The 25,318-nt window shown below is 54.5% G+C and carries 28 protein-coding genes, 1 pseudogene and 2 riboswitches; of the genes and pseudogenes, 13 read left to right on the top strand and 16 right to left on the bottom strand.

Translation table 11 applies throughout. From position 1 onward, the window contains the following. The first annotated feature begins 11 nt into the window (after window positions 1-11). The 6 genes and pseudogenes from DACE_RS08890 to DACE_RS17250 all read left to right on the top strand — a co-directional run bounded on the left by DACE_RS08890 (window position 12) and on the right by DACE_RS17250 (window position 3,397). On the top strand, window positions 12-803 hold the full coding sequence (locus tag DACE_RS08890; protein WP_006000464.1) for a TOBE domain-containing protein: 792 nt from the start codon (window positions 12-14) through the stop codon (window positions 801-803). Between the two features lie 244 nt (window positions 804-1,047). After that, a complete protein-coding gene (locus DACE_RS08885; RefSeq protein ID WP_006000462.1) occupies window positions 1,048-1,875 on the top strand; it encodes an MBL fold metallo-hydrolase in 828 nt (275 codons plus the stop codon). 35 nt (window positions 1,876-1,910) lie between these two features. Continuing rightward, entirely contained in the window at window positions 1,911-2,363 is a 453-nt protein-coding gene (locus DACE_RS08880) for an outer membrane lipoprotein (protein ID WP_006000460.1), read from the top strand. An 81-nt stretch (window positions 2,364-2,444) separates the two neighbouring features. Further along, entirely contained in the window at window positions 2,445-2,732 is a 288-nt protein-coding gene (locus DACE_RS18160) for a hypothetical protein (protein ID WP_155809070.1), read from the top strand. 12 nt (window positions 2,733-2,744) lie between these two features. Beyond that, window positions 2,745-3,038 (top strand): annotated as a pseudogene (locus DACE_RS08875) (ArsC family (seleno)protein); the annotation flags it as partial. Between the two features lie 167 nt (window positions 3,039-3,205). Further along, window positions 3,206-3,397, top strand: coding sequence for a hypothetical protein (locus tag DACE_RS17250; protein ID WP_006000456.1), 192 nt, complete (start codon window positions 3,206-3,208; stop codon window positions 3,395-3,397). A gap of 165 nt (window positions 3,398-3,562) precedes the next feature. Here the strand turns inward: DACE_RS17250 and DACE_RS08865 are convergent, their stop codons facing one another. The 11 genes from DACE_RS08865 to DACE_RS08815 all read right to left on the bottom strand — a co-directional run bounded on the left by DACE_RS08865 (window position 3,563) and on the right by DACE_RS08815 (window position 15,005). Further along, complete coding sequence (locus DACE_RS08865; protein WP_006000454.1) at window positions 3,563-4,339, bottom strand: lysophospholipid acyltransferase family protein; 777 nt, start codon at window positions 4,337-4,339, stop codon at window positions 3,563-3,565. 159 nt (window positions 4,340-4,498) lie between these two features. After that, on the bottom strand, window positions 4,499-5,122 hold the full coding sequence (locus DACE_RS08860; RefSeq protein WP_006000452.1) for a YIP1 family protein: 624 nt from the start codon (window positions 5,120-5,122) through the stop codon (window positions 4,499-4,501). A 126-nt stretch (window positions 5,123-5,248) separates the two neighbouring features. After that, complete coding sequence (locus tag DACE_RS08855) at window positions 5,249-5,692, bottom strand: NUDIX domain-containing protein (protein ID WP_006000450.1); 444 nt, start codon at window positions 5,690-5,692, stop codon at window positions 5,249-5,251. An 85-nt stretch (window positions 5,693-5,777) separates the two neighbouring features. Continuing rightward, window positions 5,778-7,106, bottom strand: coding sequence for a radical SAM/SPASM domain-containing protein (locus DACE_RS08850; protein WP_006000448.1), 1,329 nt, complete (start codon window positions 7,104-7,106; stop codon window positions 5,778-5,780). A 51-nt stretch (window positions 7,107-7,157) separates the two neighbouring features. After that, window positions 7,158-8,696 carry a sigma-54-dependent transcriptional regulator gene (locus DACE_RS08845; RefSeq protein ID WP_006000446.1) on the bottom strand — a complete coding sequence of 513 codons (1,539 nt, stop codon included), beginning with the start codon at window positions 8,694-8,696 and terminating at the stop codon, window positions 7,158-7,160. Between the two features lie 76 nt (window positions 8,697-8,772). After that, on the bottom strand, window positions 8,773-10,422 hold the full coding sequence (locus tag DACE_RS08840; RefSeq protein ID WP_006000443.1) for a sensor histidine kinase: 1,650 nt from the start codon (window positions 10,420-10,422) through the stop codon (window positions 8,773-8,775). 24 nt (window positions 10,423-10,446) lie between these two features. After that, window positions 10,447-11,595, bottom strand: a complete 1,149-nt coding sequence (locus DACE_RS08835; RefSeq protein WP_006000441.1) for an iron-containing alcohol dehydrogenase — start codon at window positions 11,593-11,595, stop codon at window positions 10,447-10,449. 14 nt (window positions 11,596-11,609) lie between these two features. Further along, window positions 11,610-12,812 carry a molybdopterin molybdotransferase MoeA gene (locus tag DACE_RS08830; RefSeq protein WP_006000440.1) on the bottom strand — a complete coding sequence of 401 codons (1,203 nt, stop codon included), beginning with the start codon at window positions 12,810-12,812 and terminating at the stop codon, window positions 11,610-11,612. Then, window positions 12,805-13,500 carry an ABC transporter ATP-binding protein gene (locus tag DACE_RS08825; protein ID WP_006000439.1) on the bottom strand — a complete coding sequence of 232 codons (696 nt, stop codon included), beginning with the start codon at window positions 13,498-13,500 and terminating at the stop codon, window positions 12,805-12,807. Before DACE_RS08825 ends, DACE_RS08830 begins: the two co-directional genes overlap by 8 nt. Then, window positions 13,497-14,189 (bottom strand): ABC transporter permease, encoded by a 693-nt coding sequence (locus DACE_RS08820; protein WP_006000437.1) that lies wholly within the window; start codon window positions 14,187-14,189, stop codon window positions 13,497-13,499. The genes DACE_RS08825 and DACE_RS08820 overlap by 4 nt, the downstream gene beginning before the upstream one ends. Before the next feature lie 9 nt (window positions 14,190-14,198). Then, window positions 14,199-15,005: an ABC transporter substrate-binding protein gene (locus DACE_RS08815; protein ID WP_006000435.1), complete on the bottom strand. Its 807-nt coding sequence runs from the start codon at window positions 15,003-15,005 to the stop codon at window positions 14,199-14,201. A gap of 86 nt (window positions 15,006-15,091) precedes the next feature. Then, window positions 15,092-15,210: riboswitch (molybdenum cofactor riboswitch) on the bottom strand. A gap of 718 nt (window positions 15,211-15,928) precedes the next feature. Here DACE_RS08815 and DACE_RS08810 point away from each other — a divergent pair. From DACE_RS08810 to moaA, 6 genes are all read left to right on the top strand, one after another. Beyond that, entirely contained in the window at window positions 15,929-17,092 is a 1,164-nt protein-coding gene (locus tag DACE_RS08810) for an iron-containing alcohol dehydrogenase (RefSeq protein ID WP_006000433.1), read from the top strand. Window positions 17,093-17,183: 91 nt separating this feature from the next. Further along, window positions 17,184-17,305, top strand: a riboswitch (molybdenum cofactor riboswitch). A gap of 34 nt (window positions 17,306-17,339) precedes the next feature. Beyond that, window positions 17,340-19,070 carry an aldehyde ferredoxin oxidoreductase family protein gene (locus DACE_RS08805; protein WP_006000431.1) on the top strand — a complete coding sequence of 577 codons (1,731 nt, stop codon included), beginning with the start codon at window positions 17,340-17,342 and terminating at the stop codon, window positions 19,068-19,070. Window positions 19,071-19,172: 102 nt separating this feature from the next. Next, window positions 19,173-19,400, top strand: coding sequence for a MoaD/ThiS family protein (locus DACE_RS08800; RefSeq protein WP_006000429.1), 228 nt, complete (start codon window positions 19,173-19,175; stop codon window positions 19,398-19,400). Between the two features lies 1 nt (window position 19,401). Next, window positions 19,402-20,220: a HesA/MoeB/ThiF family protein gene (locus DACE_RS08795; RefSeq protein WP_006000427.1), complete on the top strand. Its 819-nt coding sequence runs from the start codon at window positions 19,402-19,404 to the stop codon at window positions 20,218-20,220. A 140-nt stretch (window positions 20,221-20,360) separates the two neighbouring features. Further along, window positions 20,361-20,636, top strand: coding sequence for a DUF4242 domain-containing protein (locus tag DACE_RS08790; RefSeq protein WP_050770000.1), 276 nt, complete (start codon window positions 20,361-20,363; stop codon window positions 20,634-20,636). 20 nt (window positions 20,637-20,656) lie between these two features. Continuing rightward, window positions 20,657-21,634 (top strand): GTP 3',8-cyclase MoaA, encoded by a 978-nt coding sequence (moaA, locus tag DACE_RS08785; protein ID WP_006000423.1) that lies wholly within the window; start codon window positions 20,657-20,659, stop codon window positions 21,632-21,634. A gap of 462 nt (window positions 21,635-22,096) precedes the next feature. Here moaA and DACE_RS08780 read toward each other — a convergent pair whose 3' ends face one another. Both DACE_RS08780 and DACE_RS08775 read right to left on the bottom strand, forming a co-directional pair. Further along, window positions 22,097-22,357 carry a GIY-YIG nuclease family protein gene (locus DACE_RS08780; RefSeq protein ID WP_006000419.1) on the bottom strand — a complete coding sequence of 87 codons (261 nt, stop codon included), beginning with the start codon at window positions 22,355-22,357 and terminating at the stop codon, window positions 22,097-22,099. Window positions 22,358-22,411: 54 nt separating this feature from the next. Beyond that, window positions 22,412-22,873 carry a hypothetical protein gene (locus DACE_RS08775; RefSeq protein ID WP_155809066.1) on the bottom strand — a complete coding sequence of 154 codons (462 nt, stop codon included), beginning with the start codon at window positions 22,871-22,873 and terminating at the stop codon, window positions 22,412-22,414. A gap of 173 nt (window positions 22,874-23,046) precedes the next feature. On the opposite strand from DACE_RS08775, the gene DACE_RS08770 reads away from it, so the two are divergent. Next, the gene (locus DACE_RS08770; protein ID WP_006000415.1) at window positions 23,047-23,562 is read left to right on the top strand and encodes a YcxB family protein; all 516 of its coding nucleotides are present in this window, start codon (window positions 23,047-23,049) and stop codon (window positions 23,560-23,562) included. On the opposite strand, the gene DACE_RS08765 is transcribed toward DACE_RS08770, so the two are convergent. The 3 genes from DACE_RS08765 to DACE_RS08755 form a co-directional block, all read right to left on the bottom strand. Then, the gene (locus DACE_RS08765; protein ID WP_155809064.1) at window positions 23,548-23,928 is read right to left on the bottom strand and encodes a hypothetical protein; all 381 of its coding nucleotides are present in this window, start codon (window positions 23,926-23,928) and stop codon (window positions 23,548-23,550) included. The genes DACE_RS08770 and DACE_RS08765 overlap by 15 nt on opposite strands. A 308-nt stretch (window positions 23,929-24,236) precedes the next feature. Beyond that, window positions 24,237-24,764 carry a DUF6691 family protein gene (locus DACE_RS08760; protein WP_040366724.1) on the bottom strand — a complete coding sequence of 176 codons (528 nt, stop codon included), beginning with the start codon at window positions 24,762-24,764 and terminating at the stop codon, window positions 24,237-24,239. Then, a complete protein-coding gene (locus DACE_RS08755; protein WP_006000410.1) occupies window positions 24,761-25,300 on the bottom strand; it encodes a YeeE/YedE thiosulfate transporter family protein in 540 nt (179 codons plus the stop codon). Before DACE_RS08755 ends, DACE_RS08760 begins: the two co-directional genes overlap by 4 nt. Window positions 25,301-25,318: the final 18 nt, after the last annotated feature.

The raw sequence follows: 25,318 nt of genomic DNA, 5'->3' as shown, positions 1-25,318 counted from the left end.
AAGGATCGGCTATGTCGACACCCCATTCTCTGTCGGGCTCATTGTGGCTCAACAAGGATACCCACAACTACTTGAGCAGCAAACGGATTGCTCTGCTCGAACAGATCGAGGCTACCGGTTCGCTCAGTCGCGCTGCCAAATTGTCCGGCATGAGCTACAAAAGTGCCTGGGATGCTCTGGCTGCGATGAACAGCCTGGCGGAACAGCCGCTGACCGAAGCCTCCACCGGAGGGCGTGATGGTGGGGGAACCCGTCTCACCGAAGCTGGCAGTCGTGCGGTGCAACTGTATCGCACCATTGAAAAAGAACATGCCCGCGTCTTAACGCTGCTCACGGAAAATTTTGAAGATTATTCCCATCTCTACAGTTTGTTGCAACGCCTGGCCATGCGCACCAGTGCCCGCAATACCCTGCAGGGACGGGTGGTGTCTTTGCACAATGAAGGGTTGTTGACCACGGTGGAGATGATGCTCGATTGTGGCCAACCACTGTTGTCACAAATCACTACGGATAGTGTTCAGGGTCTTGCTCTGGCAGAACAGAGTCGGGTGTTTGCCATGGTCAAGGCGCCCTGTCTCACCTTTGTTGCCGCAGATTGTGATCAGGTTGTCAATCCGCTGTGCGGAACGGTATTATCGTCGCGCCAGCAGGGTGACCTGATCGAGATCGAACTTGATCTTGGCAACCAGGTGCAATTAAGTGCTGTGGTGCCGCAGGATGCCGTACCCTGTCAGCAATGGCAGCCGGGAGCCATCCTGTGTGCCACCATTCCACCCAGTCAGGTGATGATCGGTATCGCCTGATTTCCCATCATTTAACCATTGCAGATGCGGCTGAGAGCGGCACAGAAAAACCGGAGGCCCTCCTTCTCCCATACTTGCCGGCCTCCGGTTAAAGGCGCGTCCTTGTGGCGCGCCTTTCATTTTTCCCTCCCATCGCCATAAAGTCACTGGTACCTTTGACGACAGTCATTATACTATGAAGAGATGGTGCGCCGGTGGCAGGCCGCGCCGCATGAAAATCTGTGATGAGTGCAAGGAGGGGGCAATGAAACTGACAATTTTATGTGAAAATACGGTGGGGCGGGCGATTCCCGCCATTGGTGAACATGGCTTTGCCTGTTGGCTTGAGACCGATGACGGTAGTTTTCTCATCGATACCGGGCAGGGCTTCGGCATTATTCAAAATGCCCGGGTTCTTGAAAAAGATCTGAGTCAGTTCGATGGTGTCGTGCTTAGTCATGGTCACTATGATCATGCCGGAGGTCTTGAGGCGGTGCTGCGGGTCCGTGGTGAGGTTCCCGTTTATGCCCACCCGGATATTTTTGAACCGCGCTTTTCCAGAACGCCGCATAGCTTGCGATTCATCGGCATTCCCCAACGCCGTGAATTGCTCGAGACCCTGGGGGCGCAATTCCATGAAACACCACAGTTTCAGCAGATCGCTGAGCAGGTGTTTGTCACCGGTGCCATTCCCCGAACCAGCGATTTTGAAGTTGGTGACGGCAACCTTGTTCAGCCTGATGGCCAGGGTGGCTATATCGCAGATCCGTTTGCCGATGATATGGCCGTTGTTGTCGATACTCCCAAGGGGCTCGTGGTGATCCTCGGCTGTGCCCATTCCGGTATCATCAATACCCTCAATTATATTGCCGAGGTGATGCAGCGCGAACATTTTTATGCCGTGGTTGGCGGAACCCACCTTGGCCCAGTCAGCAGCGAGCAATTTGAGTTGACCGTTGCGGCGCTGCAGGGGTTCAATATTGAGAAAATCGGCGTTTCCCATTGCACCGGACAGGCGCGTGCCGCGCAATTGCGGAACCTGTTTCCAAGCCAGTTTTTCTATGGCTCCGTTGGAGCCGTTCTCGAAGTCTGATCGGTTATACCCGACCAAACAGCAAGGAGGACATCATGAGATTTTTCAGCATAATTTTAATGGCTCTGGTCCTGATAATGGCAGGCTGTGCCCCACGTCAGTCCGGCAATGTTTATAGCCGTTCCCAGGCCCAACAACAGCTTTCGGTGTATTACGGTACCGTGTTAGTGGTTAACACCGTGACCATTGAAGGCACCCAGACCGGGCTGGGCACCGTTGCCGGTGGTGTGGTTGGCGGCATTGCCGGAAATACCGTTGGTGGTGGTCATGGCCGTGCTCTGGCCACCGCAGTTGGCGCCATTGGCGGCGCTCTGGTCGGCTCGGCCGTCGAGGAGGGCACCACCCGTCAAAACGGTGTGGAACTGACCGTTGAGCTGGATAGCGGCGAAGTGATTGCCGTGGTTCAGGAAGCTGATGACTATTACGCGGTTGGTGACCGGGTACGGATCATTCGCGGTCCCGGTGGCGTGACGCGCGTGCGCCAATAACCACTTCTCCCGGCTCCCCATCGCTGTGGGGGCCGGGAGGTTTAACAGGATATTGAAAAAGTCCCATTCTGGGACTTTTCAGTGGCGCAGGCTGAAAATGCGATTTCCGCCTTGCTTACAGAATCAAGCACTAGAAAACCTGTTTTTGGTTTTGGTCGCCACAGGCTGCTCTGTCCGTTAGCTCCCCCCGCCAATCGCCATTTTCCGTGGCGTAACGTTTCTTCAAGCTCAGCCAAAACCTTTCCAGCGTTGACATTTTTATCCATAGGTTTTATATATGACTCTTTGTATGATCAATCGAAATTTTTGATTACACAGTTCGGAGGATCGATGAAGCGCGTTGAATGGATCTATTTTCGCAAGGGTTGAACCTCGTGCACGAAAGCTCAAAAGTTTTTTGAGCACAATCAGGTTGAACTGGGCACGCAGGTGGATGCCCGCAAAGAGAAAATGGATGAACAGGCGGCCTGGGCACTGTTACGCGGTGCGCAACGGGTGTTTGCCGCCAAAGGCAAGTCACGCAAAGAATTCGATGTCAATGATGATAATCGTGTCCTGATTCTCAAGGCCGCTATGGGGCCGTCAGGCAATCTTCGTGCGCCCACTTTTAAAGTCGGCGACGCTTACCTGATCGGTTTCAACGAAGAGATGTATGAGGCGTTACTCAACGGGTAAGGCCGTTTTTCAGGATGCTGTTCAGCATCCAACAAATGCAGGAAAGGATCAACTTCATGTTAACCATTACTGATGAGGCTCGTAACGAGCTCAAGACAATTCTTGAGCAAAACCCCGGTAAGTCACTGCGTGTGACACTGGCAGGTTTTGGCTGAGGTGGTCCCTCTTTGGGATTGACTCTGGACGAGTCAACAGACGAGGATAAGCAACTGAATATCAATGAGATCGATGTCCTTCTTGATCCCCAGGTTGCCCGCTTCAGCGAAGACCAGGTGATCCATTTTGTCCAGGACGGTTTCAGCATTACCTCCAAAAAAGGTGATGGCTGCGGTGGTAGCTGCGGTGGTAGCTGCGGCTAAGCTGTCAGCTGGAGTTGGAAGATAAAAAGGGTCGCATCAACAGATGCGACCCTTTTTTTGTGTTTTATGAAGCTGGTTTCTTGCTTACAAAATCAAGGACTAGAAAACCTGTCCTTGATTTTGGTCGCCCGTCCATGGGTTCTCAGTCTGTTTTTTAACAGCCTGTTAGAACCACTGCTTGAGACGATCCTGAATAAACTGAACCATGGCCTGATGAATCTCTTTGGCATTGCCCTGAGCGTCCATGGGAGCACCAAATTCGAAATGGATTGGCCGGTGGGGATCGATCACACCAAAGTCTTTAAGTTTTTTTCCGTTCTCCCATGCATCGGTGCGCAGCGCCAGCGGGATGATGGGCACCTTGGCCTTTTTGGCCAGCTTGATACCGATGGAGTTAAACTGGTCGGGATCAAACTCCGTGGTGCGGGTGGTCTGGGGAAACACGACAATGCTGGTGCCTTGTGCCAGCTTTTCGCAGCCCTGCTCGAGCACCGCTTTGAGGTCTTCACGCGGGTTCGTGCGGTTGACCACCACCGGCTGGCGCGAACGCATGACATGCTTGAAGACCGGGTAGTCGACCAAGCTTTGTTTGACGACAAAGGTGACCCGGCGATACGGGGCGATCAGGGAAGGTAGAATAAAGGTTTCCAGCGTACTCATGTGGTTACCGATGAACACACACGGCTCGTGGCTGGCGCAAACGTGCTCCATCCCCTCAATATGCAAACGGGCGCCGGATTTTTCCAGAGCGCGCAGGATGTTCAGACTGCTGGTTGACCAGTCCCCGTCGGTGTAGATATCCTGGCGAGCCATCCACGCAGCCTTGAAAACAATTGGAAAAGCCCGGGCATAAAAACTGGCGGTGGGCAATTGTGCTGACAGCCAGCCGTCACTGTGATCCGCCGTGTGGTAGGCATTCTGATTCAGGGGGACGGTAATCATGATCATCCTTGCTGTGCTGCCAGGCAGCAATAAAAGAAGTTGAGCCATGTAAGGCTAATAAATGCAAACGGTTATACCGTTGCACTGCCTATACATGTATCAGAAAAACGGTCGGAAGAAAAGTCTGCCGTCGTGGCTTCTTCTGACTGTTTTAAGCGATTATCGGTGGTGTACGTCAACGGCGGCCGGTTGAACTGATTCCGGCTGCGGTTGCTGGCGGTAGTCGGAAACTGCGGAAAGCAGTGCCAGTGCGGCAGCCCCGGTGCCGAACACCATCCAGGCGGTGTTGCTGTTGAGCTGGTAGACCTCAATGGCGGCAATGACCAGCAGATAGGCGAGAATCGCCAGAACTGCGATATTGCCGACGTAGGGGATCGCGGTCAGGATCACCGCTGCTGGACTGACGATGGCCAGATAGCTGGTGACGCGAAAGGCGATCTCCAAGGACGGGTCGGCACCGAGCAGTTTCATGATGACGCTGAGCAGAAACGCACCGATATAGCAAAACGCCACCACGGTGATCGGCGTGGTGATGATCGATGACAAGGCTGTGAACAAGCCCACTTCGGCACCGTTGACCATGTAATAAAACGTTACGAGAACGCGTACAACACCGGCCAACAGGCCCAGCGCCGCAATGGCGATCAAGGGTTCGATAAAACCGCCCTGACGGGGCATATGACGAAACTGTGTTGCCGGGTCGAGGAGCACCTGCTTGATAAAGCGCAGTGTCTCCAGGATCTTCTGTCGTATGGTGCCGCATTCGCAAACTGCCTGTGTCATGTTATCCCTCCTGAAATGTGTCCGATCAAATTGTATACAGAGGGGCAATTATAATCGTCCTTCATGGTTTTCGTCCAGACTTTTGTCCCGAAAACCGCGTCAGAAGGGCGTTGACAGGCTGTCTATTCAGGCTTCGCCGCGTGCCTTAAGATAATCGGCAATGATGGTGGCGTGATCAAAACACAGTGGATCCGGCAGATTGTCAAGGGGGAACAATTTGGCGCTCGCCGCATCATCACCACCACACAAAACTCCTTCGCCTTCAGCCGTGAACACCACAGAGATGTTGTGCTGGCGTGGATCACGATCCGGATCAGAATAGGCACGGAACTGCGCCAGGTTTGTCACCGTCAGGCTTGTTTCCTCTTTGGCTTCACGCGCTGCGGCGTGTTCAAAACTTTCACCGTAGTCGACGAAGCCGCCGGGCAGTGCCCAACCGAGGGGTTCATTTTTGCGCTCAATCAGGACAATGCTGTCACCCTGACGGATGATGATATCCACGGTGGGAAACGGGTTGCGGTATTCTTTGACAGGTTTGCCGCAATGCGGGCAAATCAGTTGGTCAGCCATCAGGAATCTCCTTGAGTCTTGCTGTTATCGTGTGATGACAATGTCCTTCAAAGGACGTTGTTGAGATGTTGTTACAAAAGGCGCATTACTGGAGGCATTGCAGCAGGCCCATCGCCCACAGGCAGGTGCCACAAGGCTCGCTGCGCAGATAACAGTCCTCTTCGAACGCCTCATTGTCAATGTAGTCGCACGGGGCGACCGTGCAACAACTGCAAAATGGATAGTCGTAATCGAGCACGTTGCGGCGGAACTGGACAAAGTCGGGACGATTCCACAGCGCTTCGAGCCCCTGTTGCGTCACATTGCCGAATTGACGGGTGGCAATGCGGTTTTCCCAGCCGTTGAGAAAGCAGCGGTAATTGTGCCACAGGTTGTAGCAGGGGTGCAGATTGCCGTCCCAACTGATGAAGGCACCGCCATCCTCAACAAAGGCACAGTGACGTTGCTGGGTGGCCGTCAAAGACGGTAGGCTCAGCTCAATACCACAGGCCTGGGCGGTCTGCCGGGCGCGCTCAAAGTGTTCGGACACCTGATGTTGCTGCTCTCGGGAGCGGGTGGTGAGGGTGGTGAGGTTGAAAAACACCCCCTGGTCGCGAGCCTGGCTTTTCATCTGCTGAATCAGTTGGCGGACAAAGTCATCGCCGGGTTTCTGTCGGGTCCAGGTATTGTGCAGCCAGGCCACCAAGTCAATGCCCTGTTGGCGGGCAGTCTGACAGCCGCGCTCAAAAATGGCGATGGCAGCATCGGTGTTGATGTCATAAGCAACGTTGTCGCAGTAGCGGGCATCATAGGGCAACATCTGGGTGACCAGGGCGAAGTCCACCCCCTGTTTGGCGGCCCAGCGGATCAGCTCCGGCAGTTCTTGGACGTTTTCCTGAACCACCACCAACTCCATGCCGAGTTTGACATTCGCTGTGGTGGTGTGACGGCGTGCCTCATTGAGCGTAGCGAAGGCGCGTTGGACTGCTCCGACCTGACCGCCCTGACGGATCTTTTTGAACAGGGCCGGACTGAGCGAGTCAATAGACAAGCAGATGCGGTTAGCACCGGCATCGAGAATCTGCTGGGCATTTTCCGGGGTGAACAGCAGGCCGTTGGATTGAAAACCGATCCAGGCGTCTGTGGCCATCTCCGCACGGGCCTGAGCGATAAACGAGGCCAGTTGTGGATGGAGAAGCGGTTCGCCGATGCCGTTGAGAAACAGGGCCTCTAAATGGGAAAAAGCCGGTTTCAGGGCGTCGAAAGTCGCCTGGGTGAGGTGACCCTCCTCAATGGTACTGCCTTCGGCGTGTTTGACGCACATCGGGCAGGACAAATTACAAAAGGTGGTGGTTTCAACAAACAGCTTGCTGGGCAACGGGCGCAGTGCCGGTGACGGCAACGGCTCGGCAATTGTCGGGATTACAGGTGTCATGGTCGTTTCGATTTAACGATCCGCGTCGGGAGGTGAATCTCCGATGACGGATCAGGACTCCTTAAAACGTAGATTATATTTTTTAATTTTCCGGTGCAACGTGTTGCGGGCAATGCCGAGGCTCTTGGCGGTTTCAGTAATGTTCCAGCGGTGCTGTTCCAGTGCTTCCTGAATGGTTTCCTTTTCACTGTCCTTGAGCCCCTGATGACTCGGCGGCAGCATATTTTTACGCGCCATGATGGAGGTGAGGGTTTTTTCCAGGCCGCGTAGCGAGTGCCACATCTGATGCAGCTCCCCGGGACTCATCGCTTCAAGGACCTCTTCATTGCCGTATTTTTCCCAGAAGTTTTCCAGCGATTGTGGTGGATTTTCAGGCAGTTGAGCGACATCGTCAGGGGCGGCGGACAGGCTGCTCTCTTCGTTGCGACTGCCGAGCCGCTCGCCGAGGTGGTTAGGCTGGATCACATCGTCGTTACACAGTACAATGGCGCGACGCATACAGTTGGCCAGCTCGCGGATATTGCCCGGCCAGCTATAACCGTTGAGTCGTTCGAGGGTCGCTGGAGCGAGCGACAGGTTGGGGTTGAGCTGTTTGGCAAAGAATTCGGCCAACTGGCTGATATCTTCACGACGCTCTTCCAACGATGGGATCTCCACCTTAACCACATTGAGCCGATAGTAGAGATCCTCGCGGAAGGTTTTTTCATCAATGGCTTTTTCCAGATCGACATTGGTTGCGGCGATAACCCGCACATTGGTCTTGATCGGTGTTTCGCCGCCGACCCGCATGAACTCGCCGGTTTCCAGGACCCGCAGCAGTTTGACCTGAATCAACGGGCTGGCATCACCGATCTCATCGAGGAGCAGGGTGCCGTGGTTGGCCAGCTCAAAAATCCCTCGCCGGGTGCGATGACCGCCGGTAAACGCGCCTTTTTCATGGCCGAACAGCTCACTGTCGAGCAGGTTTTCCGGCAAGGCGCCACAGTTGACGGCAATAAACGACTGATCCGCCCGGTTGGATGCCGCGTGAATAAAGCGCGCCATCACCTCCTTGCCGGTACCGGTCTTGCCCTGGATCAACACGTTGATGTTTTTCTTGGCAATCTTATAGGCCAGCGATACGGTACGGCGCATGGACAGGGAGTTGCCCACCTTGAACCCCACTGAATCGGCGACCTCCGCCCATTCCTCTTCGGACTGGTTGCCCTGCTGCCGGCTGGTGCCGTAGGCCACGGCGCGGTCAATCAACTCTTCAATTTCGCTGATCTCTTCAAAGGGTTTTTCCACGTACTCATAAGCGCCCTGCTGCATGGCACTGACCGCTGTTTTGATGGTGCTGTAACCGGTCATGATGATCACTTCACACTCCGGCTGACGGCTCTTGATCAGAGATAGCAAAGTCAAACCGTCGGTGTCCGGCAGTTTGAGATCGACCAGTGCGACCTGGAAATTGTTGTCCTCCAGCGCCTGGATCGCCTGCGGCTCATTGGTCGCGGTGGTGACCTCATAGCCTTTGTACTTGAGCAGGCGACGGAAAAAATTACAGACATCCGTTTCGTCATCGATAATCAGTATATTGATTGTGGCCAAAGGTGCTCTCCCGGTTTGCAAACGATTCCTCGCAGGCTGTTTGTCGCCGTCGTTGGGGGCGCGTGAACGGCTTAAATTATTCTTCGGTTTCCGGCAAGACCAGTGAAAAGGTGCTGCCTTGTCCCGGTGTGCTCTTCACTTCGATGGTGCCGTTATGTCCCTGGGCAATGCCCAGGCTCACCGACAAACCCAGCCCGGTGCCTTTGGTGGCATCCTTGCTGGTGAAAAACGGTGTAAAGATCTTTTGCAGATCCTTCTCTTCAATGCCGCAGCCGTTATCCTCGACACTGATAATCGCCCAGCGCTTGCCGTCTTTTTCCCGCACATGGGTGCGAACATGGATCACTTTTTCTTCATCGTTAAGGCTGTCAAGAGCATCACGGGCATTGACCAGCAGGTTGGTCAGCACCTGTTGAATCTGCGGACCGTTGGCGGTCATGGTCGGCAGCTTCGGATCGAGATCGGCAATGATCCGGATCTGGTTGCGGTTGATCTGGTATTGAATCAGGCTCAGAACCCGTTCCACCTCACTGTTGAGATCTGTGGAGCTGACGGCAATCTGATCCTGGCGTGAGAATGTCAGCAGGTTCTGGATAATGCGCTTACAGCGCAGCCCGCAGTTGATGATATCGTCAATCTCTTCAGAGACGTTTTGTTCCGCCAGTTCACGTGCCAGCAGTTGTGCGGTGCCGATAATGACGGTCATCGGGCTGTTCAGCTCATGGGCGACACCGGCAGCCATCTCGCCAATGGCGGCCAGCTTGGCCGACTGTACCAACTGGGCTTCCATTTTGACCTTTTCCGTCACGTCCTTGAGGATGATGGTCATGGCCACCATCTGTCCTTTGTCGGTGAGGACGGGATAGTGGGAACGGTCCAGAGTCAGGCCCGATTCGTCATGAATTCGGATATGCTGTGGCTGCAGCGTTTTCTGCATCTCCTCCATCGGGCAGTCCGGACAGGGTTCGAGAAGGCCATGCAGACAGGCATAACATTTGTTGCTGTTCGACTGTTCCCAGGTTTTGCGCATCTGTTCCGGCAAGTGGCCGTTATGCAGGATCACATTGTAATCGAGGTCGACCAGCACAATGGGGTCGGTCACGGCGCGGAAGGTCTGCTCCCACTCCTGTTTTGCCCGTGAAACCTGGGTGTACAGGCGGGAATTCTGGATACTGATCGACAAATGGTCGGCCAGATGTTGAATGGCGGACAGCTCCGCCTCCTGATACGCATCATGGTTGAAACTGGCCACCAGCAGCACGCCGATCACCTCGGAACGCACAAACATCGGCGCGATCGCCAGAGATTTCAGCTCAATCGGGTAGATATCTTTGCGGTGCATTTGGGCCAGATAACTGGTGGCCGGATCAAAGCTGGTGGCTTTTTTGCTGCGGATTACCTGCCAGCTGTAAGAGTCTTTGGGCAGTTCGTCCATGGTGCAGAAGTCACTGGGTACGGCAGCCTTAAGGCTGAGGCGTTCCATGGACAGGGTGGCGACGCTGAGGAAGTCGCAGGGGATCGCCTGAGGCAGCTTGAGAAACGTCCGATCAAGAATATCCTCAATCGTCATATGGATATTGATGTCACGGGTCAACTGATGGAGAATCTCCAGCAGTGTGTTCTGCTTGAGAATCTCCTCGTTTTTCTTCTTCAGCTCAACATAGTAGTTGAGCTTGGAAGAATCCACGCCGGTCAGTTGCTGTAACAGATGTTCCTTGTTGCCCATCGTTCCTCCTCAGCCGTGTTGTTGCTACATGGCTTTGTGGAAAATTTCCGCGATCTGCTCGTAACTGGCCGGCCGCGGGTTGGTGACCAGACAGGCATCGTTCAACGCGTTGTGACTCAGGCGGTCAATGGCATCGAGCGGCAAACCGATTTCGCCCAAGCCCTGATGAAGTCCGATATCGGACAGCAGATTGTTGACGGCGACAATGGATTGTCGGGCGGCTTCTTCTACGGTCATGCCGCGTACCTGCTCTCCCATGGCAATAGCGATGTCGCGGAATTTCTCCGGACAGGCGGGCAGGTTGAATTCCATAACATGGGGCAGGATTGCCGCATTGGACTCACCATGATGTTTATCAAGCAGGCCGTCCACCTGATGGGTCATGGCATGGGTGGCACCGAGAATGGCGTTGGACAGTGCCAGGCCCCCGGTGAGACTGGCCATCGACATATTGGTGTTGGCATCCATGTCACTGCGGTCGTTGACCGCCTTGCGCAGATACTGTGATGCCAGTTCAATGCATTTGAGTGAATGGATCTCGGTCATCGGTGTTGCCGCCAGCGACACATAGGTTTCAATACCGTGGGTAAAGGCATCGATGCCGGTGGCGGCGGCCAGAGCGGAATCCTTGGTGCGCAGTAACTCCGGGTCGACGATGGCGATATCCGGCACCAGTGATTTGGAGATGATCGACATTTTCAGCTGCCGTTTGGAATCGACGATGATGGCAAACTGGGTGACTTCGGAACCAGCCCCAGCGGTACTGGGAGCGATCACCATTGGTGGCAACGGCCGGGTGACTTTGTTGATCCCTTCGTAGTCGCGCAGCACACCGCCGTTGGTGGCCAGGATGGCAATCGCCTTGGCAACGTCTGTCGGGCTGCCGCCGCCGACCACGACAATGGCGTCGCAACCGGATTCGAGGTAGCGCAGCAGGCCTTCATCCACTTCGTAGTCCTTGGGATTGGTGGTCAGCGCTGCGTAGGTGACCGTTTCAAGGCCGCTGGCATGGAGGTAATGCTTGGCTTTATCGACCCAGCCGGCATTGATCACATCTTCATCACTGACGACAAACACTTTCGAGGCGCCGATACGCAGGGCGCTGTCGCCGATCTGGCTGAGACTGCCGCGGCCGAAGATCACCTCCGGCATGACAAACTTACTGATATTCATTGTACACTCCAATCCTAAACATAGTCTCCGCCGATCAATTGCACGTCAACCTGGGCTCCGGAGCCGATGTGGTCGGGCGCTGCCGGAAGGATCGCCAGGCCGTTGGCGCGAATCATGGTCTTGAGAATGCCGGTATTCTGATCGCCCGAAGTGCTGGCAAGATACTGGCCGTTCTGCATGGTGACAAACACCCGCATAAACTGGGTGCGTCCCGATTTCTTTTTCACATCATCTTTGAGGATCGCCCGCACCGTAGGATGAAAGACGCGGCGGTGGCCCATCATCTTCAACAACGCCGGTTTGACGAACTCCTCAAACGTGATCATGGTCGACACTGGGTTGCCGGGCAGGGAGAACACCGGCTTGTCGCCATACATGGCAAAGGCCGTCGGGCGTCCCGGTTTAATGTCGATCTTCCAAAATACTGATTTGACGTCAAGTTCTTCAAGGATGTCACGCACCAGGTCACGATCACCGGCGGAAACACCGGCAGAAGTGATCAACGCGTCCGCTTTAAGCCCTTCCTTGATCTTCTGCAGGTGGCTTTCGCGGTTGTCGCGGGCGATGCCGAGCAGGATCGGTTCAGCGCCAATCTCTTTGAGGGCTGCGGCCACGGCAAAACTGTTGCAATTGACAATCTGATGGTTGTTGGGTGGTGTGCCCGGTTCGATCAGCTCATCTCCGGTCGCCAAAATGGCGACACGGGGTCTCCGGTACACCGGGACGATCACTTTATTAAATGTTGCCAGCAGCCCGATCTCCGCAGGGCGTAGCAGAGAACCGGCAGTAAGAATGTTCTCGCCGTCGGTGATATCCTCGCCTTTAACGCGGATATGGTCTCCGACGGTGACGGAACCGCGAATGGTCAATTGATCACCCTTTTCACTGGTCTCCTCGAACGGCACGACGGTGTCGGCACCCGGTGGAATCGGCGCGCCGGTCATGATGCGCACGGCTGTACCGGGTTGTACCGGGTCATTGCTATAACCACCGGCGGGAATGTAGCCGCTGATGGTCAGAGTGCCGTCATTTGAACAATCGTCATGGCGGACGGCAAAGCCATCCATGGCCGAGTTGTCCCACACCGGCAGACTCCACGGTGCAATGATATCTTCGGCAACAATACGCTCACTGGCATCAAGAAGGCCGACCCGTTCAACACCGAGAGGTGTGACATGGTCGAGAATGGTTTGGCGGGCCTGTTGGAAACTAAGCATAGGATTTTTCCTTTATCATCATGTCGTCCGACGTAACCACCTGCCCCCCCTGAAGTTCGATCACCTGACTGCCGAGACGCTGGGCCTGAGCCTGGTCATGACTGGCGATAATCACGGTGATGCCCTGATCGGGCAGGGTGGAGATCAGTTGTTCGAGTCGCTCGACACTGTATTTGTCCATATTGGCTGTTGGCTCATCAAGGAGCAGAACTTTGGGACGTAAGGCCAGAGCGCGGGCAATGGCGACCCTTTTTTGTTCTCCGCCCGAGAGTTCACGTGCGCTGCGGTTGTGAAAATCTGCCAGGCCGACACTGTCCAGTGCGTCATCAACTGCCTGCTGTGCCTGATTGGAGCAGATGCCACCGAGCCGCAGGGCCACGCGCAGATTGTCGTTGACCGTGCCGTCAAACAGATAAGGCGTCTGGTGGACCAACGTGATCTGACGGCGTAACCGTGGCAGGGAGAACCAGCCCCTCTGGACACGGCGTTGCCTGAAATAGAGTGACCCGCTTTGCGGGTTAATAAGCAGCGCCAGGCAATTGAGCAAGGTACTCTTGCCGGAGCCGTTGGCGCCATGCAGTGCGTAGAGGTGTCCGGTTGCGAATGACAAAGACGCGATGTCCAGGGCGCAGCGCTGCTCATTGGCATAGCGGTAGCGGATCTGTTCAAGACGGTACAGTTCACTCATCGGGACCTCTGTTGCAGAAGATTGAGAAAAATATTAATCGCCAGGGCCACGGACAACAAAATGATGCCCAGGGCCAGACCAAAAGCGAATTCCCCTTTGCTGGTTTCCAGAGCAATCGCCGTGGTCATGGTGCGGGTATAGCCGCGAATGTTGCCGCCGAGCATCATGGCCACGCCCACTTCGGCAATGATGCGGCCAAAACCGGCAATCAGGGCGGCCATAATGCCGAAACGGATCTCTTTAACCAGAACCAGTACACTGGTCAGAGGGCCGGCTCCCAATGTTTGGGCTGTCGGCAAAATGCGTGGATCCGATCCGACCACCGCCGCCAGGGTGTAATTGGTGACGATGGGCGTGGCCAGAATCGTCTGACCGATAATCATGGCGCCTGGAGTAAACAGCAAACCGAACTGACCCAGAGGCCCCTGACGGCTGAGGAAACCGTACACCACCAAGCCGACTACCACCGTCGGCAAAGCCATCAACGTGTTCAGCAGTGTCAGGCAAATGGTTTTGCCGGTGAACTGGTTGAGGGCAATGACGATGCCGATGGGCACACTGATCAGTGTGGCGATGACAATGGCTACACTCGAGATCGTCAGGGAGGTGTTCACTGTATTGAACACCTCCCCGTCGAAAGACAGAATCAGCGCAAACGCTGTGCGCAATGATTCAACAATAAAGCTCACCGGCGATCCTTATTTCTCGTAGGTGAAAAACAGTTGTTGGTTGTTTTTCCGGTAGCCGTCAATCATCTTCTGCCCGGTTTCACCGGTGAGAAAATTGGCAAACGCCGTGGCCAGTTCATACTTTGCATGCGGATGCTTGGCTGGATTCACCGGAATGACGCCATACGGGTTAAACAACCGCTTGTCGCCTTCAACAACAACCTGCAGGTCGATTTTGCCCTGATAGGCAATGTAGGTGCCGCGGTCGGTCAGAGCATAGCCCTGGCGCTCATCGGCCATGGTGAGAACTTCCCCCATGCCGCGCCCCGCTTCGAGATACCAGTCGCCGGCTGGTTTTAAATCCGCAGCTTTCCACAGTGCCAACTCTTTAAAGTGGGTGCCAGACTCATCACCACGTGAGACGAAGGTCGCTTTGCTGTGGGCAATTTTCGCCAGAGCCGCAGCCACGTCACTGGTGCCTTTAATGCCTGCCGGGTCTGCTGGCGGACCGACGACGACAAAATCATTGTACATCACATCCTGACGATCAACGCCGTAGCCGCCGTCGACAAATGCATCTTCCTTGGCACGGGCGTGGACCAGGATGACATCCACATCGCCAGCCATACCCAGCTTGATTGCCTTGCCGGTACCCACGGCAATCACGTCGACCTTGCAGTTGTTCTGCGCTTCAAAGGTCGGCAGCAGAGCACTGAGCAGACCGGAGTTTTCCGTCGATGTGGTCGTGGCCAGCTTCAGGTGCTCCTGAGCCAAGGCGGCCCCAGCCAGCAGCAGGACGATCATCAATGAAAAGAGTACCATTCGCAGTTGTTTCATAACAATTTTTCCTTCAAACAAAGGGGTTGAAATAAAATGACCCTCCATCGCCGGGAAAGACAAAAAACGGCACCAGTCACCTTGATGATTAATGTCCGTCAGCTCCTTTCCAAGAGTGGGAGGCTCGCCAGTTTCCCGAAGAACCCATAGGCCTGCCACCTTGGGATGTGCCGGTAGGTGAACAGACTCGGAGTTGTAACTATTTTCGTGTCGGTGCTTTGGGCAACCGACAGCTCTTTTTTATGGCAGCCTGTATACGTGCAAGTCTCGTGCACAATCTTGGAGGGTGAGCCATTAAAAAAGGCTATGCGGGTGGAACTTGAGCTGTTTTTACGGGGGATTGTCGATGTAACCTCCTTGTTTTACAGGTTGTTGTGCAAGTCGAGGTCAACTGTTCCAATCTGTACCAGAGCCGTGGACCTCTTTTTTCAGTGTCAGGACGAACGCAATAAAAGTGTAACAAAGTGGCACGCATTGTCACGAACTTGAGCTGGCTCTGTGCCAATTGGGAACGGTTGGTGCGGTCGGGGCAGGCCGGATATTCCGGGTTTGTCACATGAAAAAGGATTTGTGGGGTGTTCCATTCTGGTGATCCGTGTGTGACGAGCTGTTGCATTGTGTTCCAAACTGGATCAAATCGTCGCGTTGACGACAAGTCGTAACTTGCCGATTCTGTAGACAACAACGTGGTGTTCCACTATGTAACTCTATTGAATTACGGAGGTTTTTAGAAAAATATTTAAAAGTGGCATCCAAGTTGCTCTAAGGGGAGGTAGCGTTGTCCGTACCTGAATCAGGTGTTCTGGTGCAGGGATTCTACCGGATCTATTTCACATCACTATCGATGGAGGAGCCGGGCGGATTTGAGAGACTGTCATGCGGACGTTATGTCTCATTCACAACAGCAACAAAGGAGAGAACTAATGGCATTAGCAGATCAAACTTACGGTTTCTTCATCCCGACAGTATCTTTGATGGGGGTAGGTTGTGCCAAGGAAGCCGGCGATCAAGCAAAAGCACTGGGCGCTACCAAGCTGCTCATCGTTACCGACGCTGGCCTGGCTGCCATGGGCGTTGCCGACACCATCAAAGGTTATGTTGAAGCTGCCGGTCTGGAAGCTGTTATCTTTGACGGCGCTGAGCCTAACCCGACAGATAAGAACGTTGCCGATGGCGTTAAAGTCTACGAAGACAACAAGTGTGACGGCATCATCACCCTGGGTGGTGGTAGCTCCCACGACTGCGGTAAAGGTGTAGGCCTGGTTGTTGGTAACGGCGGCCAGATTCGTGATTTCGAAGGTGTGAACCAGTCCACCAAATCCATGCCTCCGTTCCTGGCCATCAACACCACTGCAGGTACCGCGTCTGAAATGACCCGTTTCTGCATCATCACCAACACGGACACCCACGTTAAAATGGCCATTGTTGACTGGCGCTGCACGCCGAACATCGCGATCAATGATCCTGTTCTGATGGTTGGCAAGCCGGCTCCTCTGACTGCTGCGACCGGTATGGATGCACTGACTCACGCTGTTGAGGCTTATGTTTCCACCATCGCTACTCCGATCACTGACGCTTGCGCGATCAAAGCGATCGAGCTGGTCGCTGAGTACCTGCGTCAAGCTGTTGCCAACGGCGAGAACATGGAAGCCCGCGACAAGATGGCTTACGCTGAGTACCTGGCCGGTATGGCATTCAACAACGCCAGCCTCGGTTACGTTCACGCCATGGCTCACCAACTGGGTGGCTTCTACAACCTGCCTCACGGTGTCTGCAACGCTGTCCTGCTGCCGGTTGTTTGCGAATTCAACTCCATTGCCAACGTGAAGCGTTTCGCTGACATCGCTGTTGCCATGGGCGAGAACATCGACGGCCTGTCTGACGTTGAAGCCGCTGAAGTTGCCATCGCAGCCATCCGTCGTCTGTCCGCAGACGTTGGTATCCCTGCCGGTCTGACCGAGCTGGGTGTTAAAGAAGAAGATCTGAAGATCATGGCAGAGAACGCTCAGAAAGATGCCTGCATGCTGACCAACCCCCTCAAAGCGAAGTTGGAGCAAGTGATCGACATCTACAAGGCAGCAATGTAACACCCGGCCCTCACGGGCTGATCTGACGGACTATCGTCGGAAACGACCAGCATGGGAGAGGCTTCGGCCTCTCCCTATTTTCTCAATTAAGTACTATCAAGATCTCCGAGCCTGCCCCCCCTACGGAGGTTGCCTTTAAGGGGACAGGCCTCAGGGTTGCATTGGAAACGGTGTGGCCTCCCAGTCTTGGAAAGGAGATTCTTACCATGCGCTTAACGTTAAGACACTGCAAAGGAGCCTGACACACATGGATAAGATTTTCCGCGTTAACATGACCGACCTGACCACCACCGTTGAAGACGTCCCGGCTGAATGGGCTGGTCTCGGTGGTCGTGCCCTGACCTCAACCATCGTAGCTACCGAGGTTGATCCTGAATGCCATCCTCTGGGAGAAAAAAACAAACTCGTTTTTGCCCCTGGCCTGCTTAGTGGTACCGCTGCGGCCCAATCCGGTCGTATGTCCTGCGGCGCTAAAAGTCCGCTGACCGGCGGCATCAAAGAGAGTAATGCCGGCGGCACCACCGCCCAGCAATTCGCCCGCATGGGCATCAAGGCGATGATCATTGAGGGCATGCCCAAAGAGGACAAGTTCTACAGCCTGCACATCACCAAAGACGGCGTGACCATCGCCGAAGAGTCCGAGCTGCTCGGTAGCGGCAACTTTGCTGTCATCGATGCCATGGTGGAAAAATATGACAAGAAAATCGGTGTCATGACCATCGGCCTGCCCGGCGAATTGAAGATGGCGTCTGCCAACATTTCAGTTAAAGATCCCGACGGCAAAATCCGCAGCCACGGCCGTGGCGGTATGGGTGCTGTTATGGGTTCGAAAAAAATCAAGTTCATGACCGTGGATTCCGAAGGTGCCGGTGCGGTGCCCATCGCGGACCCCGACACCTTCAAAAAAGCCGCCCGCGTGTTTGCTAAGGCGATGCTCGACCACCCGGTCAGCGGCGAAGGTCTGCCCACCTACGGCACCAACGTTCTGGTCAATATCCTCAACGAAGCCGGTGGCCTGCCGACCCGTAACTTCACCTATGGCCAGTTTGACGCCCACGACAACATCAGTGGTGAGACCATGCACGACACCATCGTTGAGCGTGGCGGTAGCCCCAAGCACGGTTGCCATAAGGGCTGCATCATCCAGTGCTCCCAGGTATACAACGACAAAGACGGCAACTATGTCACCTCCGGTTTCGAGTACGAGACCATCTGGGGCATGGGAGCCAACTGCTGTGTTGAAAACCTCGACGAGATCGCTGAAGCCGACAACATCATGGATGATATCGGTGTTGATTCCATCGAAACCGTCGTTATGTTCGGTGTGGCCATGGAAGCAGGCATCCTGCCGTTCGGTGACGGCAAAGGGATTCTGCGCATGCTGCGCGAAGAGATCGGCAAAGGCACCCCTCTGGGTCGTATCCTCGGTGGTGGTGCCGGCAATGTCGGTCGTACCTACGGCGTGACCCGTGTTCCTGTTGTCAAGAACCAGGGTATTCCGGCTTACGATCCGCGCAGTGTTAAGGGTATCGGCATCACCTATGCCACCAGCACCATGGGCGCAGACCACACTTCCGGTTACACTATCGCGACCAACATTCTCAATGTCGGCGGTTTTGTTGATCCGCTGAGCAAAGACGGTCAGGTTGAGCTGTCGCGCAATCTGCAGATTGCTACCGCAGCCATCGATTCCACCGGTATGTGTATCTTTGTTGCCTTCCCGGCGCTGGATATTCCCGAGTGTCTGCCGGCATTGATCGACATGATCAACGCCCGCTTCGGGTGTGAGCTGACCGGTGATGACGTCACCGAGCTGGGTAAGAAAGTCCTCAAGCTGGAGCATCAGTTCAATCTTGATGCCGGCATGACCAACAAGGACGATCGTCTGCCTGAGTTCTTCAAGACCGATCCGGTTCCGCCGCACAACGCGATCTGGGACTTCAGCGACGAAGAGATCGACGAATTCTGGAACTTTTAAACAACTTTAGAGTCGTGGACTCTCCTTGCCGGGTGCGACCAACCCCTGTTGTCCGGTCGCACCCGGGTTTTTTCTCTGGAAAACGGTTTTACGGGTGCAGGAATGATGAATATCACAGTCAAGCTGTTTGCCAACTTTCGCGTCGGGCGTTTCAAAGAAGCCCAACGCAACTATCCCAATAACACGCCATGCCGCCTGGTGTTGCAGGAACTCTACATCACCGAGGAGGAACTGGGCGTGCTGATGGTCAACAGCCGTCATGCCGATCTTGATCAGGAACTCAAAGACGGTGATACCGTGTCCATCTTCCCCCTGGTTGGAGGCGGTTAGCATGTCCGAAGTTCGCGCCAGTGTAGAATGCTGCGTGTGCGACGGTATGCTCAGTTGGAGTGATCAGCTGACCATTGCCCGACAATACAGTGTCAGCGTAGCCTACATCGAAGCCGTCGCGTTAGAGCGCGGCATTCTTCCGGCGCGCTATCAGCGTAATCGCAATATGCTCAATTGCCGCGACCAGCTGGCGTTGTTCAGCAGCCATATCGCAGTGGTTGGTTGCGGCGGCCTGGGTGGCTACATCATCGAAGAGCTGGCCCGCATTGGCGTCGGTCACCTGACCGTGATTGATCCTGACTTTTTTGAAGAGCACAATCTCAATCGCCAGATTCTGTCGACACCGGCAAATCTCGGTCATGACAAAGTCGCTGTGGCGGCACACCGTGTCGCGGAGATTAATCCGGCCGTGACCGTCACCCCGGTTGTCAAAGCTTTGTCCCGCACCAACGGCTGTGGCCTGTTGGCCGGAGCTCAGGTCGTGGTGGACGGGCTCGACAACATTGATACCCGTCTCGAACTGTCCGAGGTCTGCGAATCACTGGAGCTGCCTCTGGTTCATGGGGCCATCGCTGGTTGGTATGGCCACGTGACCTCACAGATGCCCGGTGACAAGAGTTTAGACACCCTCTACGGCCAGAAGCAGAGGCCGAAAGGGATTGAGGGATCGTTAGGAAATCCCTCATTTACCCCGAGCCTGATTGCCTCTGTGCAAGTGGCCGAGGTGATCAAGATTTTATTGAACCATGGGGAACCCCTGCGCCATCGCCTGTTTACCATCGACCTTCTGGATATGGAGTGTATCGAAACACCCCTTTAGCAGGTTGTTGAAAAAGTCCCGGTAGGGCTTTGACAATCTGTTGGTTAACGGTGATAGCCCTTAGCGAAGATAAGGGTACAACCGCATCGATGCTGGCCTCCGGGTGGCTCTCTTTCAAACAAGATAATGTGGAGGATGATATGCCAACATTTGTTGTTGAACGAGATCTCGAAGGTGCCGGCTGGCTGTCAGCCGAACAACTCGAAGGCATCGCCCATCGCGCGTGCGAAATCGTCGATGCCATGGATCACCAGGTGACCTGGGTAGAGAGCTATGTCACCGAGAACAAGTTTTATTGCGTGTATGTTGCACCTGACGTGGCTGCGGTGCAGGAACACGCTATGCGTGGAGAGCTTCCGATCAGCCGGGTGGCTGAAGTGTTCAAAAAGTTTGGACCGGAAGTGGACAACGCCTGACCCGAACAAGGAGGGGGGCTATGAAACTGATCGATCGCTACGGGCGAAAAATCAACTACCTCAGATTGTCTGTCACTGACCGCTGCAATATGCGTTGTCGCTATTGCATGCCGGCTCACGGTGTGGAAAAAGTCACCCATGACGATGTGCTCAGCTATGAAGAGCTCTATCGTATCTCTCAGGCGGCTGTGACAACCGGCATCGAAAAGATCCGCGTCACCGGTGGAGAACCCCTTGTACGTAAGGGCATTGTACCGTTTCTGGAGCGTCTGTCGCGTATTGACGGCCTCAAGCAGCTGGTTTTGACCACCAATGGTCTGATGCTCGATGAGATGGCCTATGACCTCAAGCAGGCCGGTGTTAAACATCTCAATGTCAGTCTTGATTCCCTCAATGCCAACACCTTTGCCGAAGTTACCCGTGGTGCCAACCTGGTGAAAGTTCTTGCTGGTCTGGCGGCTGCTGAACGTGTCGGTCTGCCGGTCAAGCTCAATATGGTGGTGATGCGCGGTGTCAATGATCATGAAATCGAGCGCTTTGCCGAGCTGACCCGTGACAAGCCGCTGGCGGTACGCTTTATCGAATACATGCCCGCCCTCAAAGAGCCGGGCTGGCAGAAGTTGTCGCTGTCCGGACACGAAGTCCTTGAGCGATTAGGCGAGCGCTACCGTCTTGATGCGGTGGATCGCCATGAACTGGCTGGTCCAGCGTGCGAATACCGTATCCCCGGAGCCAAGGGGACCATCGGCGTGATCACGCCGATCACCGGTCATTTCTGTAAAAGTTGCAACCGTATTCGCGTCACCTCAACCGGCAAAGCCCGCAGTTGCCTGTTTTCGGAAAAAGGGGTCGATCTCAAGCCGATCCTCGACAGTGAAGATCAGCTGGCCCTGCAGGGAGCATTACGCACCGTGGTGACACTCAAACCGGATATGCATAACGTCAGCGTGGATCAGTGCGATCACACCGCTTTTGCCATGTCCAATATCGGCGGTTGACGAACCGCCACGCCATCTGTCGGCGTATCGGTAGGAGCCTTTCGCCCCCCTTGTTGAAACCTCCTGACAACCGACGCCACGTACGTCGACAGCTGAAGGCCATCTGTGTAAACAGGTGGCCTTCTTTTTTTGATTTTTAAGGGGCAAAATCGCACAAGCCGCCAATCTGAGGCTTAAAACTCAAAGAATCAACTCAAGGCAATCTTCAATGATCCTAACAGGCTGTTTAAAAACAGACTGTGGAGCCCATGGACGGGCGATCAAAATCAAGGACAGGTTTTCAAGTCCTTGATTTTGTGAGCAAGGCGAAAATCGCATTTTCGGCTTGCGTCGTTGAAAAATCCCCGGACGGGACTTTTTCAACATCCTGCTAATGGCTTTGTTGGAGGCGTTTCTCTCTGTGCGTGTTGTGGTGAGCTCAGGACAAAACATGTGGAGCTGGAGAAACTGATTGAAGGGTGGCTACGTTGTTTTTTTTCTAACTAAGCGCCATTTGTCTTCTGTTTTCAATTTCTTGATAGCCGCTTCGCGGCGACTGGCCGATGAACGATTGTGGCCGGATTCGTGGTAGACGACCTCAATCGGTTCGTGGCCGCGAAAATAGCGTGCACCGCGACCGCTGGCGTGTTGGGCAAAGCGCCGTTCTAGATCGGTGGTGATGCCGGTGTACAGGGAGTTGTCGCGGCAGCGGATGATGTAGACCAGCCAGTTGTCAGCAGTCATTGATCGGCAACAAGGAACTCCCGGCGAAACAAGTGCCCCGCCGGGAGAAAGAGATCAGGCTTCGGTCGCCTGGTTTTTAATGGTGTCGAGCTCGCTCTCATCGATTTCACCCATCCACAGTGCCGTGGCCAGGTACAGATCGAGAAGGGGCCACTCTTTATATTCGGTAGCCAGTTGCACATAAATGCCGATGCGGGTGGCCTCTTCTTCGTTGCCAGCCCCTTTAAGCATAGCCAAATACTCTTCGTTAACTTCAGGATCCAGTTCGGTGAAGTAGGCAACCAGCACGTCCGCGGCAAGGGCACCCTGGGCCGCTTTAAACAGAGCGCCGTCAAAGCGTGATGCGGTACCTGCTTTGCGGTTGAGCAAAGACTCTTGACGAAAGCTTCTCAGTCCGGCTGCTTCGACCCAGTGGGCAAAAATTTGCGGTTGGCGCTTGGCCAGACCACGGCTGATTTTGAGCTTCTTTTTTTCATCCAGTGCCTGCCAGGCACGTTGTACAGATTCGGGAACCATAATCACGCCTTTCATCTCAAAGTGTCACAGAGGGGAGGATATGTTAAGGTGGCCATCCGGCAACACCGGGGAACTATGCCATCAACCGCCCATGGCGACAAGACCAATTAAGCCGTCGGATGAAAAAAATCATGTGGTGACGGGGAGTTGGTTGGAGTAGCAAGGAGTTTTTCGTGAAACAGGTCCTGCCGATTCAGTGTCACTATTCGTTTGATCAAAGTGTGTGGCTGGAATTCGCCCGTGCCCACTATGCCAGCCAACCCGGCGTGCGCTGGCGCGCCGTGCTCAGTGTGGTGTGTCTCATGGCCGGGTGTGCCGGTGTCGCGGGATTTTATCCCAACCGTATCAGTGCCATGTTGTTGTTGGTGACCGGTTTTATCGGTCTGTCCGCTACCAACCTTCTTGCCCTGCGGCGGATCGGTCAGGCACGGCGGCATCCGTTTTTCGGAAAAATGGTCACAGTGATCATTGACGATGAAGAGGTCACATTACGTTGCGGTGATCAGGGCATGGTGCAACCGTGGCACAACTTCACCCGCTATCGTCAGGTGAAAGCGGGGCTGTTGCTCTATTATGGGCCGGACAGCTTTATTATGATTCCGCAGTCGGCGTTGTCCGACACCGCCTGGCAGGCCGTGGTTGCTGTTTTGAAGAAAAATGATGTTGTTTCGCTGTCAGGTCGGATCTGAGGCAACAGTCGCTGCCAATAGAGCCTCCGCCTCTTTGACGGATGTCGCTTCTTCAATGGTGTAGCGGGCAAACTGCTGGCTGGCTGCATTGACCTGACACTGAAAAACACTGTCACTGACGATGCGAATCACCCGACCGACGTGATGGGTGGAAAGGGCCGTCATCACTTCCTGGAACAGGGGAAGACAACTGATATAACCACAATCCGCCTGGCTCATATCGTTAATCACGTGAAAGCCGTCTTCCAAGTGCTCAAGCGCTGCCAACACTTCTTTATTGATGGCTTGGGCATCCTCGGCGTCAATCACACCACTGAGGGTAATATACAAATAATTTCTGTCGCTATCCGTACGAATCTCATGCATACGCAGATCCAAAAAAGGGTTTCTTTTCAGTGTGCGCGGTGTGACGGCGCTGTCAAGCTTTGGACGTAAAAAAGGGAACATGTCGATGACATGTTCCCTCAGTTTGATGACAAAGTCCATCCAGGGACTTTGTCATGGCCGTTTCGCAAAAACGCGGTTTTGCTTCACTTACAAAAACAAGAAGTTAAGCCTCTCCTTGTTTTTGGCTCGCCCGTCCTTGGGCTCGGGGAGCCTGTTTGTCAACAGCCAGAGGGAACATGTCGGATGACATGTTCCCTTTTTCAAGGATTTGCGTTGACCGTTGACGTTTAAAGTCCCTTTTTTTCCGCCCAGGTAAAGAACGCCACAACCGCGATGATCCACGCCGCGATAACCAGCCACGGGGATACCCCGAGCACTTGGGGAAGGGTGATCTTACCGTAGTTGCCCCAACTGAGGATGTTGCTTTGCAGGCTCGGGTAGATCTCCGCGTAAGCGGCTGCACCGACCAACATGCCTAAAATAGCCCACAGCGCGTGAAAGCGTCCCTCTGCCAGAGCACCGACCGAGGTGCCGGGGCAGAACCCGGCAATGGCCCAGCCCACACCAAAGATCAGTCCACCAATGATAATGGCACCGACATTGGTTGCTTTCAGGCTCAGGCTGATCAGTCCGGCCGCATGACAGGCGTAGATGCCGACCATACCGACGACAACAGCCGTGGCCATGAATTTGATGATGGTCATATCCCTGAGCAACATGAATCCGACCTGGCGCTCAAAGCGTAATACCTGACCTTTTTGTAATAAGAACCCGAAGAAAAATCCGGTGAGCAATCCGATAATCAGTTCCATCATTGGCCTCCTTTTCCGTAAATCAGGCGCGCGGTGAGAATGCCGCCGACCATGAAAAAGACCAGAGCAAGCAGGCTGCTGACCGATAACTGCATGTTGCCGGACATGCCGTGACCACTGGGGCAGCCCCCGGCCATGCGCGCTCCGAACAGCAGGATCGCACCGCCGATAAAGGAACCAACGCCCCGCTTGAGGGCACTGTCGCCAAACCGGTCACGCCAGATCGGCGGCACGGTTTCATGTTTGGCGCTGCCGCCAAGGCGTGAAGAAACTAAGGCCCCTGCAAAGATGCCGATCACAAACAGCATTTGCCAATCGACCTTGACCTTTTTACTTTGGAAATAGGCATTTTCCGCCACATGCTGCGGGGCAACGACCTGTTCGATCAGACCAGAGGCGCGAACAAATGTCGTGGATGCACCAAGGTATTTGCCCTTATCCAGGACAACCGTTGTGACCACGACCGACAGCACGGCTAGAATTCCGACCAAGGCACCGGCCACATACGGACTCCAGGATGCTTTTCTCAGTAAACTCATGATGAACTCCCTCGTTAT

The organism is Desulfuromonas acetoxidans DSM 684, from assembly GCF_000167355.1.
Classification (GTDB): domain Bacteria; phylum Desulfobacterota; class Desulfuromonadia; order Desulfuromonadales; family Desulfuromonadaceae; genus Desulfuromonas; species Desulfuromonas acetoxidans.
The sequence above is the reverse complement of the archived record's forward strand: the minus strand, read 5'-3'. Positions and strand labels throughout refer to the sequence as shown.

Coding starts and splice junctions, on each gene's coding strand:
- DACE_RS08890 (WP_006000464.1), top strand. CDS start 12: ATGTCGACACCCCATTCTCTGTCGGGCTCATTGTGGCTCAACAAGGAT.
- DACE_RS08885 (WP_006000462.1), top strand. CDS start 1,048: ATGAAACTGACAATTTTATGTGAAAATACGGTGGGGCGGGCGATTCCC.
- DACE_RS08880 (WP_006000460.1), top strand. CDS start 1,911: ATGAGATTTTTCAGCATAATTTTAATGGCTCTGGTCCTGATAATGGCA.
- DACE_RS08865 (WP_006000454.1), bottom strand. CDS start 4,339: ATGATTACCGTCCCCCTGAATCAGAATGCCTACCACACGGCGGATCAC.
- DACE_RS08860 (WP_006000452.1), bottom strand. CDS start 5,122: ATGACACAGGCAGTTTGCGAATGCGGCACCATACGACAGAAGATCCTG.
- DACE_RS08855 (WP_006000450.1), bottom strand. CDS start 5,692: ATGGCTGACCAACTGATTTGCCCGCATTGCGGCAAACCTGTCAAAGAA.
- DACE_RS08850 (WP_006000448.1), bottom strand. CDS start 7,106: ATGACACCTGTAATCCCGACAATTGCCGAGCCGTTGCCGTCACCGGCA.
- DACE_RS08840 (WP_006000443.1), bottom strand. CDS start 10,422: ATGGGCAACAAGGAACATCTGTTACAGCAACTGACCGGCGTGGATTCT.
- DACE_RS08835 (WP_006000441.1), bottom strand. CDS start 11,595: ATGAATATCAGTAAGTTTGTCATGCCGGAGGTGATCTTCGGCCGCGGC.
- DACE_RS08830 (WP_006000440.1), bottom strand. CDS start 12,812: ATGCTTAGTTTCCAACAGGCCCGCCAAACCATTCTCGACCATGTCACA.
- DACE_RS08825 (WP_006000439.1), bottom strand. CDS start 13,500: ATGAGTGAACTGTACCGTCTTGAACAGATCCGCTACCGCTATGCCAAT.
- DACE_RS08815 (WP_006000435.1), bottom strand. CDS start 15,005: ATGAAACAACTGCGAATGGTACTCTTTTCATTGATGATCGTCCTGCTG.
- DACE_RS08810 (WP_006000433.1), top strand. CDS start 15,929: ATGGCATTAGCAGATCAAACTTACGGTTTCTTCATCCCGACAGTATCT.
- DACE_RS08805 (WP_006000431.1), top strand. CDS start 17,340: ATGGATAAGATTTTCCGCGTTAACATGACCGACCTGACCACCACCGTT.
- DACE_RS08800 (WP_006000429.1), top strand. CDS start 19,173: ATGATGAATATCACAGTCAAGCTGTTTGCCAACTTTCGCGTCGGGCGT.
- DACE_RS08795 (WP_006000427.1), top strand. CDS start 19,402: ATGTCCGAAGTTCGCGCCAGTGTAGAATGCTGCGTGTGCGACGGTATG.
- DACE_RS08790 (WP_050770000.1), top strand. CDS start 20,361: ATGCCAACATTTGTTGTTGAACGAGATCTCGAAGGTGCCGGCTGGCTG.
- moaA (WP_006000423.1), top strand. CDS start 20,657: ATGAAACTGATCGATCGCTACGGGCGAAAAATCAACTACCTCAGATTG.
- DACE_RS08780 (WP_006000419.1), bottom strand. CDS start 22,357: ATGACTGCTGACAACTGGCTGGTCTACATCATCCGCTGCCGCGACAAC.
- DACE_RS08775 (WP_155809066.1), bottom strand. CDS start 22,873: ATGGTTCCCGAATCTGTACAACGTGCCTGGCAGGCACTGGATGAAAAA.
- DACE_RS08765 (WP_155809064.1), bottom strand. CDS start 23,928: ATGCATGAGATTCGTACGGATAGCGACAGAAATTATTTGTATATTACC.
- DACE_RS08760 (WP_040366724.1), bottom strand. CDS start 24,764: ATGATGGAACTGATTATCGGATTGCTCACCGGATTTTTCTTCGGGTTC.
- DACE_RS08755 (WP_006000410.1), bottom strand. CDS start 25,300: ATGAGTTTACTGAGAAAAGCATCCTGGAGTCCGTATGTGGCCGGTGCC.